This is a genomic window from Massilia sp. YIM B02763 (assembly GCF_030412015.1).
Lineage (GTDB): Bacteria > Pseudomonadota > Gammaproteobacteria > Burkholderiales > Burkholderiaceae_D > Telluria.
The window spans coordinates 119,817-133,032 of the sequence record NZ_JASNRD010000007.1; the positions used below are offsets into that span (position 1 = coordinate 119,817).

General features: G+C 63.6%; 9 protein-coding genes and 1 tRNA gene. 2 read left to right on the forward strand and 8 right to left on the reverse strand.

Annotation, left to right across the window (positions count from 1 at the left end):
• Window positions 1-388: 388 nt before the first annotated feature.
• Together QPK32_RS11805 and QPK32_RS11810 are read right to left on the reverse strand one after the other, a co-directional pair.
• On the reverse strand, window positions 389-1,588 hold the full coding sequence (locus QPK32_RS11805) for an acyltransferase (RefSeq protein WP_290413008.1): 1,200 nt from the start codon (window positions 1,586-1,588) through the stop codon (window positions 389-391).
• A 144-nt stretch (window positions 1,589-1,732) separates the two neighbouring features.
• Window positions 1,733-1,808, reverse strand: a tRNA-Arg gene (locus tag QPK32_RS11810).
• 176 nt (window positions 1,809-1,984) lie between these two features.
• On the opposite strand from QPK32_RS11810, the gene QPK32_RS11815 reads away from it, so the two are divergent.
• On the forward strand, window positions 1,985-2,893 hold the full coding sequence (locus QPK32_RS11815) for a cytochrome c5 family protein (protein ID WP_290413009.1): 909 nt from the start codon (window positions 1,985-1,987) through the stop codon (window positions 2,891-2,893).
• 88 nt (window positions 2,894-2,981) lie between these two features.
• Here the strand turns inward: QPK32_RS11815 and QPK32_RS11820 are convergent, their stop codons facing one another.
• Complete coding sequence (locus QPK32_RS11820) at window positions 2,982-3,611, reverse strand: PEP-CTERM sorting domain-containing protein (protein WP_290413010.1); 630 nt, start codon at window positions 3,609-3,611, stop codon at window positions 2,982-2,984.
• 525 nt (window positions 3,612-4,136) lie between these two features.
• Between QPK32_RS11820 and QPK32_RS11825 the strand changes: the two genes are divergently transcribed.
• Window positions 4,137-5,351, forward strand: a complete 1,215-nt coding sequence (locus tag QPK32_RS11825; RefSeq protein WP_290413011.1) for a hypothetical protein — start codon at window positions 4,137-4,139, stop codon at window positions 5,349-5,351.
• 75 nt (window positions 5,352-5,426) lie between these two features.
• On the opposite strand, the gene QPK32_RS11830 is transcribed toward QPK32_RS11825, so the two are convergent.
• The 5 genes from QPK32_RS11830 to QPK32_RS11850 form a co-directional block, all read right to left on the reverse strand.
• Entirely contained in the window at window positions 5,427-7,499 is a 2,073-nt protein-coding gene (locus QPK32_RS11830; protein WP_290413012.1) for a M13 family metallopeptidase, read from the reverse strand.
• Window positions 7,500-7,578: 79 nt separating this feature from the next.
• Complete coding sequence (locus QPK32_RS11835) at window positions 7,579-9,597, reverse strand: M13 family metallopeptidase (protein WP_290413094.1); 2,019 nt, start codon at window positions 9,595-9,597, stop codon at window positions 7,579-7,581.
• A gap of 391 nt (window positions 9,598-9,988) precedes the next feature.
• Window positions 9,989-10,555, reverse strand: a complete 567-nt coding sequence (locus QPK32_RS11840; protein ID WP_290413013.1) for a hypothetical protein — start codon at window positions 10,553-10,555, stop codon at window positions 9,989-9,991.
• 258 nt (window positions 10,556-10,813) lie between these two features.
• On the reverse strand, window positions 10,814-11,821 hold the full coding sequence (locus QPK32_RS11845; RefSeq protein ID WP_290413014.1) for an NAD-dependent epimerase/dehydratase family protein: 1,008 nt from the start codon (window positions 11,819-11,821) through the stop codon (window positions 10,814-10,816).
• On the reverse strand, window positions 11,818-13,182 hold the full coding sequence (locus tag QPK32_RS11850) for a UDP-glucose/GDP-mannose dehydrogenase family protein (protein WP_290413015.1): 1,365 nt from the start codon (window positions 13,180-13,182) through the stop codon (window positions 11,818-11,820). The genes QPK32_RS11845 and QPK32_RS11850 overlap by 4 nt, the downstream gene beginning before the upstream one ends.
• Between the last annotated feature and the right edge of the window lie 34 nt (window positions 13,183-13,216).

Sequence of the window (13,216 nt, forward strand, 5' to 3'; positions counted from 1 at the left end):
ACGATTGAGCACACACGGCAACAACAATTGTTGCCGGGACATGGTCCGGCCACCCTGCACACCGCCTCCGCGTCATGACGAGCAGCAGTGCATGCAGAGATATTAACATTTTCTCGATTACAAGTTATTAACAAGCCATATCGTGTGCGGATACGGGTGTGGGTCCTCGCACGATGTGTAGGGTAAAGGGGCGCCAAGTCGCCAAGGCAAGCGCGACGTACTGACAAGCATTCAGATGTGCTTGGGAACAACAGAAAACGGTGCCAGTCTGTCGAGACCGGGAAGCGCCGCGTGATCGGCGCGGTACTGCCAGCTATACGTACTGCGGAACAAGAACTTTGTGTCACTACGCAAAGCAGTATAGCGACTAATGTTCAGTTCCGGAACATTAATTGTTAGTTGTCGACGCCGAAGGATTCATATTTGCCACAGTGACCGCAGGCGCGGCGACGGGCATGGCTTGCCCGGCCTGCGCGGGCAAGCCGGCCGGGCGGCGTGCGCGTCCACCGAGCGCGAATTGCAACATCCCGGGCATGACCTTCATGCCGGCGCGATACAGCAGGACCATCAGGGCGGTGGTGAGGACCGGCGTGGCGACCCAGTACATAGGATAGGGAACGACATCGCCGACGCGCTGGTAGAGCTGCCAGCTGATGACCAGCACCGGCGCATGGGCCATGAACAGAAAGAAGCTGTATTTGTTCATCCGCACGCACCATTGTCCGAAGCGCGACTGGACGAACAGGGCGCTAGCCGGCCATACCAGCATGGGAGATACCAGCCGCAGCAGCGTCGTGTTCGCATTGCGGAAATAGATGATGGAGGCGCACAGCACGAGGAAGACCAGCAGGCAGGGCCAGGCATACTCGTCCCAGGCGCGCAGTTCCCATTTGCAGCAGGCGACCATCCCGCCCATATAGAAGACGATCGGCATCGTGTCGCGCAGGACGAACGGACCGTCGAGGTTATTCAGGAAGAAGGCGACGCAGAATGCCAGCCCGATGAAGGGCATGTGCCGCAACAACAGGCCCAGCAGGGGCGTGATCAGCACCAGCGCCATCATGTCGCGCAAAAAATTCAACGGGTAGTTGATCGGCGCACTGGTCAAGCCGAAGACCGCGTTCGCCCACACCATCGGGTCGCTGGACGTCAGGTCGTAGGACAGCTTGAGACCGGCAAACGACACCGCCAGCCAGGCGATGGCGACCATCGGCAGGTTGAATACAAGGAAAGGGAGCAGCAGGGAGCGCGCTTTCTTCAGCAGCAGCTTCTTCGGCGCCAGGTCCAGGTTGGCGTGGAAGACCAGGTAGCCGGAAATGAACGTGAGCACCGGCACCGTCGTGCGGAACATGGCGTTCTGGAAGAACGCCTTGAACAGCGAAAACCCATCGTTGCCGACATCGGCGATCGCGACATACTGCGGCGTATGCAGTACGACGACGCCGAAGATCATGACGAAGCGTAATAGATCAAAACGCTGGCGAACGTTGGTGTCCAACTGGTAGCTCCTGTTGCCGACGCGGGGATGGGGCAGCGGCTTGCATGGATCTGCGCATGAGGAGGACGAATCAACAAACGCCCTACACATCCTTGAGGATCGTCAAGCAGACGATATATTTTTTTCAAGCTGTATGCTACGGCGCACAATAGAAGTCAGTCAATATTTACGCTGACTGTGGGAGGCGCACGACAGGAAGGGTGGCGAAATCCGCCGGATGGGAGAACCGGGAGGTGGCGCGGCTGGCTGGGATCGAACCAGCGACCCTTGGCTTCGGAGGCCAATACTCTATCCACTGAGCTACAGCCGCGCTGGGTGAGGCGATGCGAAGGATACAGTCTTTCCGGGAGCGCGTCTACGGCGCCGCTCCGAAATTGCGTTTCCAGCAATGATCTTTGGGTCTATAATCGTCGCGGGATACATTGCGTACAAGCATTCGCACGGCAGTCCGGAGACACAGGTTTTTTTAATTTCATTAAGGAAATCATGAGCGACGCACATAATAAAGACGAGCAATCCCTCATCAAGACCCCCAAACAATTGATTGTTGCCGTCGCCGGTTTCTTCCTGGTGATTGTCCTCGGCATCATCCTCCTCGTTACCTTCGTCACCAACAAACCGCTCGCGGGCGCCGGCTCGACCGGCCAGGGCGCGGAATCCGTCGAAGCGCGGATCCAGCCCGTGGCGGCGGTCGGCTTCTCCTTCAAGGATGCGAATGCACCGAAGGTGCTGCAGACGGGCGAAGCCGTGTATGCGGCCGTCTGCGCGGCCTGCCACGGCACCGGCGCGGCAGGCGCGCCCAAGACGGCGGACAAGGGCGCATGGGGCGCCCGTATCGCGCAGGGCTACGACACGCTCGTCCAGCACGCGGTCCAGGGCATCCGGGCGATGCCGCCCAAGGGCGGCAATCCGGACCTGGACGACGTCGAGGTGGCGCGCGCCGTCGTGTACATGACCAACCAGAGCGGCGCCAAGTTCAAGGAGCCGGAGGTGCCGGCGGCGCCCGCGCAAACAGCCCAGGCGGCCCCGGCGGCCGATGCGCCGGCTGCCGATGCTCCTGCCGCTGCTCCCGCGGCGGCGGCGGCCAGCACGGCCGCACCGGCCCCCGCCGCTGCGCCGGCAGTCGCAGCCGCCCCGGCCGGCGCCGATACGGGCAAGGCCTTGTACGGCACGGCCTGCGTGGCCTGCCACGGGGCCGGCATCGCGGGCGCGCCCAAGTTCGGCGACAAGGGCGCCTGGGCGCCGCGCATCGCGCAAGGCAATACGGTCCTGTACGACCACGTGATCAAGGGCTTCCAGGGCAAGGCCGGCGTCATGCCGCCCAAGGGCGGCGCATCCGCTCCCGATCCCGACGTGAAGGCGGCCGTCGACTACATGGTGGCCGCGGCCAAGTAAGAGCCTATCCCGGTAGGCGGGAGTCGTTACTGACCCCGCCATGAAAAATGCCCCGCTTGGCGGGGCATTTTTTTTGATCCGGCTGGAGTCAAGCGCGGCGCCGCGTCGCGATGCCGGCGGCTGCCAGGCCGATCGCGCACAGCAGGATGCTGCCCGGCTCCGGAACGGCATTGACGCGTTCTCCGACGATGAATTCGACGCTGATGCCGGCGATCCGGGATGCGTCGATGTCGCCGAAGCCGAGGGCGTCGTTCACGTTCGGGAACAGGCCGTTCCACGGATCGGTCTGGGCGACGTTGCCCTGCAGGTCGTCGAACGTCGCCAGGATCTGGTTGTCGATATCGAACAGGATCACGGTCGCATCGCGCAAGACGACGTCCGTCGTCAGGTCGTAGCCGTTGCCGTCGGTGCCGATGCCGAAGATGGCGGTTTCATCGTTAACGGGGAACAGGCTGCCGTTGGCGCGCAGGTCGAAGGTGATGCGGCTCTGGCCATTGCCGAGGGCGGTTTCCGACTCGTTGACCGTCAACAGCAGGCCGGCGCGCTCGGAGGTCGCGGCGAGCCCATCGAAACGGGTCACCCCCAGGAAGGGATTGCCGCTGGCGCTGCCTTCCAAATAGAAGGTGTAACCAGAATCGGCGGCGACGAACGGCAGCGCCCAGGCTGGCATTGCCAGCAGGCCCAGGAGCAGGAATAGCGGATACAGAAGTTTCTTCATGTTTTCCCCTTGAGTAAATATATTTTCAAGGTTGTCAAAGCAAATTCTATTCCCGCCGCAATTGATATAGAAGAATCAAGTACTTGTGTCGCCCAATGCCGGCCTTGCGAAATTCATGTAAGGAAAATCGACATGATGCAGCATCGACGCAACACATTCTTGTCGTGGCGCCCTCCTGCATGATGAGAAAAATGGCCCTTGCCCGAACAGGGACATCGACGAACTAAGTTCTATTTGGCAACACCATTTGCTGAATCCATTCTCTCAAATGCTGTTTCGGTTGGAAAACAAATAAACCGGACACGCGAAAGCTTGTCACGACGTCAAAACCGCTGAACACCCTGACAATTCCATGATCGTTATGGCTAGAAAAATGGAAAATCGGGAACGACAATAAGCGAATTATTATTGTTAATCGTTACATATTTCCTGTAACAAAGGGTTACATACTGCCTCATGCAAACCTCGTACTCTGGGAGTTTCCAGCAGGAATAAATGCTGACCAGAATTTTTTACGAGGAAAATATGCGATTCACGCCTTCCCATGCCGCCTGCGCCGGCACCTCCTCCGCTGTCCGTTTTTCCCCTGTGCTGCTCGTCGCACTGGCCCTGGGCGCCAATGCGTCCGCCGCCACCTTGTCGGTGGGGCCAGGCAAGGCCTACGCCACGCCCTGCAAGGCGTTCGCCGCCGCCAAGGACGGCGACCTCGTCGAGATCGCCAACGCGACGTATAGCGGCGACGTCTGCGGCATCTATGCCAACAACCTGACCGTGCGCGGCGTCAACGGCCGTCCGAAGATCGATGCCGCCGGCAAGAATGCGATGGGCAAGGCGATCTGGGTCGTCGTCGGCAACAACGTCACCATCGAGAACGTGGAAATGTATGGCGCCAAGGTGCCGGACAAGAACGGGGCCGCCCTGCGCCTGGAAGGCACGAAGTTCACGCTGCGCCTGGGCTTCCTGCACGATAACGAAAACGGCATCCTGAGCGGTGCCAATACGAACAGCGACGTGCTGATCGAGTACAGCGAGTTCGGCCACAATGGCTATGGCGACGGCTATTCGCACAATCTGTACATCGGCAACGTCAAGAGCCTGACCTTCCGCTACAACTTCTCGCACGACGCCAACGCCGGCCACAACCTGAAGTCGCGCGCCCAGGTCAATGCGATCTACAACAACCGCTTCTCGAGCCTGGCGCAGGGCGAGACCGGGACCACGGCGGCCGGCAAGCCCAGCTACGAGATCGACCTGCCGAACGCCGGCTCGTCCTACGTGGTCGGCAACGTGATCGAGCAGCCCGCCTCGAACAACAATCCGAACATGCTGGCCTACGGCGAGGAAGGCGCGACCAATCCGGCGCAAGACCTGTACGTGGTCAACAATACCTTCCTGAACGACTACAGCTCGGGCGGCACCTTCGTGATGGTCGGTTCCGGCGTGAGCAAGCCGGTGCTGCTGCAGAATAATATTTTCGGCGGCATGGGCACCGTGACCAACCAGACGGCGGCCATCGACAAGACCAACTACCGCTCGGCCGCGCCGGGCTTCGTCAACCGCGCCGCCTACGACCTGCGTCCGCTGGCCGGCAATGCGCTGGTGGTGAACGCCGGTTCCGTGCCTGGGGCCGCCGCGACGGGCTTCGGCCTCAAGCCGGGCGCCGTCTACAAGCACCGCGCATCGGGGGCCACCCGCGCCTACGACGGCAAGTACGACATCGGCGCCTACGAGGCCCAATAAGCCGTCCGCCGCATCGCAAGAGCAAGAAAAAAAAGGGGTCGCGCAGGCGGCCCCTTTTTCATGGACGGTGTCCGCTTACCAGATGATCACGCGGTCCTTCGGCGCCAGGTACATCTTGTCGCCCTGCTTGACCTTGAAGGCTTCGTAGAAGCCCGGCTGGTTCTTCAGGGTGCCGTTGGCGCGGAACTGGCCCGGCGAATGCGGGTCGGTCTTCACTTGCACGATCTGCTGCGCCTCGCGCATCTTGGTGCGCCAGACCTGCGCCCAGCCCATGTACAGGCGCTGTTCGCCCGTCAGGCCGTCGATGACGGGGGCCGGCTTGCCTTTCAGGGAGATCTTGTACGCTTTATAGGCGATGGCCAGGCCCGAGTTGTCGGCGATGTTCTCGCCCAGCGTCAGCTCGCCGTTCACGTGGTAGCCCGGGATCGGCTCGAAGGCGTTGTACTGGGCGACCAGCATCGCGGTCTTGGCCTTGAAGTTCTTGTGGTCGGACGCCGTCCACCAGTCGCGCAGGTTGCCGTCGCCGTCGTACTGGGCGCCCTGGTCGTCGAAGCCGTGGCTGATCTCGTGGCCGATCACGGCGCCGATGCCGCCATAGTTGACGGCGTCGTCCGCGTTGGCGTCGAAGAACGGCGGCTGCAGGATCGCGGCCGGGAACACGATCTCGTTCATCTCCGGGTTGTAGTAGGCGTTGATGGTCTGCGGCGTCATGCCCCATTCCTCGCGGTCGATCGGCTTGCCCAGCTTGTTCAGCTCGCGGTCCGCCTCGACGATGCGCGAACGCATCACGTTGCCGACCAGGTCGTCACGCTTGACGACGAGGGCCGAGTAATCCTTCCACTTGTTCGGGTAGCCGATCTTCGGGGTGAACTTGGCCAGCTTGGCCTGCGCTTCCTTCTTGGTCGCGGGGCTCATCCAGTCCAGCGTGTCGATGCTCTGCTTGTAGGCGGCCAGCAGGTTCTTGACCAGCGCTTCCATGCGCGCCTTGCGCTCGGCCGGGAAGTACTGCTCGGTGTACAGCTTGCCCAGCGCCTCGCCCTGCGAGCGCTCGACGGCGCCGACGCCGCGCTTCCAGCGCGGTTCGATTTCCTTCACGCCCGACAGCGTGGTGCCGTAGAAGTCGAAGCGCTCGTCGACGAAGGCCTTCGACAGGAAGCTGCCGTAGGATTCGATCAGGTGCAGCGACAGGTAGGCCTTCCAGGTGTCGAGCGGGGTCTTGTTCGAGACCTCGACGAAGCCCTTCAGGTAGGTCGGCTGGCCCACGATCACGTAGCTCGTCTTGCCGGCGATGCCGGCCGCCTGCAGCCAGGCGTTCCAGTCGAAGCCCGGGGCGACTTTATTCATGTCGGCCAGGTCGACCTTGTTGTAGGCCTTGATCGGGTCGCGCAGCTCGACCTTGGTCCACTGCACCTTGGCGATCTCGGTCTCGAAGTCGACGATGGCCTTGGCATTCGCGGCGGCGTTCTTGTCGCCGGCCAAGGTCAGCATCTTCTCGACGTGGGTCAGGTACTTGGCCTTGGCGGCGGCCAGCTTGGCGTCGTCGGCCTTCAGGTAGTAGTCGCGGTCGGGCATGCCCAGGCCGCCCTGGCCGATGTCGGCCACGTACTTGGTCGAATCCTTGTTGTCCTGGTGGATGCCGAAGTCGAACGGCACGCCCACGCCGATCTTGCCCAGGCGCGCCAGCAGGGCCGGCAGCTCGGACTTGTCCTTCAGCGCGGCGATCTTGTCCAGCTCGCCCTTGAGCGGGGTGGCGCCCAGCTGTTCCAGGCGCGCCTCGTCCATGAAGCTGGCGTAGAAGTCGCCGATGCGCTGGGCATCGGTGCCCGCGGCCGGCTTGCCGGCGGCGACCTTCTCGATGATGCCGCGCAGCTGCGGCAGGGTGTTCTCGCGCAGTTCCATGAACGAGCCCCAGCTCGACTTGTCGGCCGGGATCTCGACGGTCTTCATCCACTTGCCGTTCAAGTAATCGTAGAAGTCGTCCTGCGGGCGCACGGATGGTTCGATGTACTGGGTGGCGACACCGGAGGTCAGCGTCTGGCCGCCCTTGCTGTTCTTGGCCGCGTTCTTGGCGGCGGCGCCTTCGGCCGCGTGGCCCAGGCTGGAGATGAGGGCCAGCGTCAGGGCGCTGAGCAGGTATTGTTTTTTCATCGTGGTCTCTCTTCGTCGTTGTGATAAGCGGCCGGTACCGGTGCGCCCCGGCCGCTGTCGTATCGATCGCTTCTGGCGATTACCAGATCGTAACGCGCTCTTCCGGTTTCAGGTACATCTTGTCGCCTTCCTTGACGCCGAACGCGTCGTAGAAGGCGCTCTGGTTGCGCAGCGTGCCGTTGGCGCGGAACTGGCCCGGCGAATGCGGGTCGGTCTTGACCTGGGCGATCTGCGCCGCTTCGCGCATCTTCGAGCGCCACACCTGGCCGAAGCCCATGAAGAAGCGCTGGTCGCCGCTCAAGCCGTCGATGACGGGCGCCTGCTGGCCGTGCAGCGAGATCTTGTAGGCCTTGTAGGCGATCGCCAGGCCCGAGTTGTCGCCGATGTTCTCGCCCAGCGTCAGGGCGCCGTTGACGTGGTAGCCCGGGATCGGCTCGAAGGCGTCGTACTGCTTGACCAGCATGTCGGTCTTGGCCTTGAAGCGGGCCTGGTCCTCGTCCGTCCACCAGTTGCGCAGGTTGCCCTGGCCGTCCGACTGGCTGCCCTTGTCGTCGAAGCCGTGGCCGATCTCGTGGCCGATCACGGCGCCGATCGCGCCGTAGTTGGCGGCATCGTCCGCGTCGGCATTGAAGAACGGCTGCTGCAGGATCGCGGCCGGGAACACGATCTCGTTCATGCGCGAGTTGTAGTAGGCGTTCACCGTCTGCGGCGTCATGCCCCACTCCGCGCGGTCGATCGGCTTGCCCAGCTTGTTGATGTTGCGCTCGTAGCCGAAGGTGGCGGCGCGCTTGACGTTGCCGACCAGGTCGTCCGGCTTGATCGCCAGGCGCGAGTAGTCGCGCCACTTGCTCGGGTAGCCGATCTTCGGGTTGAACGTGGCCAGCTTGGCCTGCGCTTCCTTCTTGGTTGCCGGGCTCATCCAGTCGAGGCCGTCGATCGATTCGCGGTAGGCGGCCAGCACGTTCTTGACCAGCTCCTCCATGCGCGCCTTGCGCTCCGGGGGGAAGTACTTGGCCACGTATTCGCGGCCCAGCGCCTCGCCCATCGCGCCTTCGACCAGCGACACGCCGTTCTTCCAGCGCGGGCGATTCTCGGTGGCGCCCGTCAGGGTCTTGCCGTAGAAGTCGAAGCTCTCGTCGACGAAAGCCTGCGACAAGTAGGGCGCGTACTCGCGCAGCAGCTGCCATTCGAAATAGGCGCGCACGGTGGCGAGGTCGGTCTTGTCCAGCACCTGGTTGAAGCCGCTCAGGTAGCTCGGCTGGCCCACGATCACGTAGTCGATCTTGTTGGCGACGCCGGCCCCGGCCAGCGCGGCCTTCCAGTCGTAGCCCGGGGTCAGCGCGGCCAGCTCGGCCACGCTCATCTTGTTGTAGCTCTTGTTCGGGTCGCGCAGCTCGACGCGGGTCCACTGCACCTTGGCCAGCTCGGTCTCGAAGCCGACGATCGCCCTGGCCATGGCGGCGGCATCCTTCTCGCCCGCCAGCGCGAGGATGTTGGCGACGTGCTTCTCGTAGGCCGCGCGGGTCTCGGCCATCTTCTTGTCGTCCAGCTTCAGGTAGTAGTCGCGGTCCGGCATGCCCAGGCCGCCCTGGCGGATGTAGGTCGCATACTTGGTCGATGCCTTGGCGTCCTGCGCCACGCCGATGGCGTACGGGGTCGCCACGCCGATGCGCGCCAGGTGCGCGGCCAGGGCCGGCACGCCCTTCTTGTCCTTCAGCGTGCGGATGCGCTGCATGTCGCCGGTCAAGGGCTTGTAGCCCAGCGTTTCCAGCTTCTTCTCGTCCATGAAGCTGGCGTACAGGTCGCCGATCTTGCGCGCGTCGCTGCCCGCCTTGGCAGCCGGATCCTTCTGGTCGGCTTCGATGATGCCGCGCAGCTGCGGGGTGGTATCCTCGCGCAGCTTGATGAAGGTGCCCCAGCTCGAGCGGTCCGACGGGATCTCCGCGGTCTTGAGCCACTTGCCGTTCAGGTAGGTGAAGAAGTCGTCCTGCACGCGAACGCTGGGATCGATGTACTGCATGTCGATGCCGGACGACAGCGGCTTGGTGGCGGCCGGCGCGGCATTGTCCGCGGCGCCGGCCGGCGCGAAGGCGGCCATCAGGGACAGGGTCAGGGTGCTCAACAGGTATCGTTTCACTAGGAAATCCTTGCTCGTACGGGGAAAAGAGTGGCTTGTGGCCTTTGGGCAATGTAGCACGGCCGGATATGCCCACGATCCGGCCTTGGTTCGGCCGCTACGTTTTCACGGCGCAGCAGAACAGGGGATCATCGGGGAAAGGTGGTGCAGAGGGACCGGTACCGGCCAGGCCGGCCGGGATCGGTTTGCGCATGGGCTTGTCTCGGCTAGTGGCGGCACCGACACGAAGTTGCCGCCTACTTAATTGATTCTAGCGAAGAAGCCAAGCAAAAATACGAGTGGAGTAACTTTTTTACTTTTCGATACATCATGCATATGTCAGCCCGGCACCGGCACCGGCGCCGACACATGCTCAGCCGCCGATATTGATCGAACCGCCGCCCGGCCCGCCCATGCCGCCGCGGCCATGGCCGCCCGGCCGGCCGCCGCCGCGCTCTCCGCCACGCTCGCCTGCCGGCCGCCCTTCCGCGCGCCCTTCCGGCACCACCCGCATCAACTGTTCTCCGAGGAAGGTCGCGACCTGGGCCCGCTGCTTGTCGTCGAGGGCATCGTTCACGCCCAGCCACAGCGCGCGCAACTGCTGGTCCTCGGCCGCTTCGAGGGCGCTTTCCGCCGCGGCGGCCTTGTCGAGGTCGCGCAGTTCGACGTCGGGTTTCGCCAGCATGGCCCTGGCCTGTTCCTGCAACGCATCGCGGCGCTGCGTGCGTTCGCGCAGGATGGTGCGCGAACGGCCTTCGACCTGGTTCCACAAAGTCTGCTGGTTGGCGTTCAGGTTCAGCGACTTCTTCCATTCCGATGCCATCGGCAACAAGTCTTCGGCGCGCAGCTCCATCAAAGGGACGGCAAAGGACGGCGCGGCGGCGCCCACGGCAAGGGCCAGCAGGCAAGCGCGGGCGACGCGCGCGGAGATGGTCGACATATAAAGCTCCCGGGCAGAAAAAAGCCCACGGGGGAAACCGTGGGCAAAGACCACTTCAAGAGTGGAGAGAGAGAAAAACTGGATTCACTATAGGCCGCACACGGGGCCCTGTCCGGTCACTTTACAAATACTTACCTGGAGATCGGCCCGGAATACACGAATTTACAGGATCACCGATATTGTATTTACGGAGGAATGCCGGGTGCATGAAAAAAGGCTGCCGAGGCAGCCTTCGATCGCATCGCACGCGGCGACGGATTACTTCAGGTAAGGCGCATCCGCGTCCTGCATGGCGCGGTACCACTCCGCGAAACGGCCCAGGCCCGTCGCCAGCGACGTCGTCGGCTTGTAGCCGACCCATTCCTGCAAGCGGCTCGTATCGGCATGGGTCGCCGGCACGTCGCCGGGCTGCATCGGCTGGAAATCGAGCTCGGCCTTCACGCCCAGCGCCTCTTCCAGCGTGCGGATGAAGTCCAGCACTTGCACCGGCTGGTTGTTGCCGATGTTGAAGACGGCATGCGGCGGCTGGCCCGCGTGGACCGAGGGCTTGAACAGCAGGCGCACGACGCCTTCGACGATGTCGTCGATGTAGGTGAAGTCGCGATACAGCTTGCCTTCCGCAAAGACGGGGATGCGCTTGCCGGCCAGCATATTGCGCGCGAAGCTGAAGTACGCCATGTCCGGGCGGCCCCAGGGACCGTAGACGGTAAAGAAGCGCAGCCCCGTACTCGGGATGCCGTACAGGTGGCTGTAGGTGTGCGCCATCAGCTCGTTGGCCTTCTTGGTCGCCGCGTACAGCGACACCGGCGCGTCGGTCTGGTCGGCTTCGCTGAACGGGGTCTTGGCGTTGGCGCCGTAGACGCTGCTGCTGCTCGCATACAGCAGGTGCTCGACCCGGTGCTTGCGGCACGCTTCCAGGATATGGCCGAAGGCCACCAGGTTGGCCTGCACGTAGGCGGCGGGATTCTGCAGCGAATAGCGCACCCCGGCCTGCGCCGCCAGGTGCACCACCAGCGTGGGCTGCACGCGCTCGAACAGCGCGGCCGCCTGGGCGGCGTCGCTCAGCTCGACGTCGTCGCAGGCTATGCCGGCCGGGGCCAGCAAGGCCTCGACGCGGTGCCGCTTGAGCGCCGGATCGTAGTAGTCGTTGAAGTTGTCGCAACCGGCCACGCGGTAACCCATGGCGGCCAGGCGCACCGCCACGGCGCTGCCGACGAAGCCGGCCGCGCCGGTGACGAGGATGGTCGTGCCGGCGCCGTCCATCATGCCGCCTTCGCCGTGCGGCGGCCGATGCCTTCGTAGACCAGGCCGGCGCCGGCGAAGGTTTCCGGATCGTAGATGTTACGGCCGTCGAACACGGCCTTCGACGCCAGCTGCTCGGCCAGGTAAGACAGGTCCGGCGCGCGGAATTCCTTCCATTCGGTGACCAGCACCAGCACGTCGGCGCCCTGCACGGCCTCGCGGGCGGAACCGACGATGCGCAACTGGGCATCGCACACGGCCTGGCCATGCGCCGCGACCAGCACGCGCTGCGCTTCCTCGCTCGCCACCGGATCGTAGGCCACCACCTTGGCGCCCGCGGCGAACAGCGAGGCGATCAGGATGCGGCTCGGCGCTTCGCGCATGTCGTCCGTGTTCGGCTTGAACGACAGGCCCCACAAGGCGATCGTCTTGCCGCGCAGGGCCTGTTCGGAACCGAAGAAGCGCACCAGCTTCTTGTACAGGACGCTCTTCTGTTCCTCGTTGACCTTCTCCGTCGCGCTCAGCAGGTGCAGGTGCTGCGCGTGGTCGCCGGCGGTCTTGATCAGCGCTTTGACGTCCTTCGGGAAGCAGGAACCGCCGTAGCCCATGCCGGCATACAGGAAATCGGGGCCGATGCGCGGGTCCATGCCGATGCCCAGGCGCACCGCCTCGATGTCGGCGCCCAGCAGCTCGGACAGGTTGGCCAGCTCGTTCATGAAGCTGATGCGCGTGGCCAGCATGGCGTTGGCCGCGTACTTGGTCAGCTCGGCGCTGCGGATGTCCATCTCGACCAGCTTCTCGTGGTTGCGGCTGAACGGCGCGTACAGCTGGCGCATCGCCTTGGTCGAATCGGGATCGTCGCTGCCGACCACGATGCGGTCCGGCTTCATGAAGTCCTCGATCGCCGCGCCTTCCTTGAGGAATTCGGGATTGCTGACGACGCTGAACGCCACCTGCGCGCCGCGGCGCGCCAGTTCGCCGGCGATGGCCGCGCGCACCTTCTCCGCGGTGCCGACCGGCACGGTCGACTTGTCCACGATGACGGTCGGCTTGGACAGGCGCTCGCCGATGCTGCGCGCGGCCGACAGGATGTGCGTCAGGTCGGCGCTGCCGTCCTCGTCCGGCGGCGTGCCGACGGCCAGGAAGATGATGTCCGCATGGGCGACGGCATCGTCGTAGTTCGACGAGAACAGCAGGCGGCCGGCCGCCGCGTTGCGCTGCACCAGGCCATCCAGTCCGGGTTCATGGATCGGAATGATGCCTTCCTTGAGCTTCGAAATCTTGCGGGTGTCGACGTCCAGGCACAACACGGTGTTGCCCACGTCGGCAAAACATGCACCAGACACCAGTCCGACGTAGCCGGTCCCGATCACGGAAATTTTCATATGCTTTACAGAGATAAGTAGTCGCCGGAGCGGT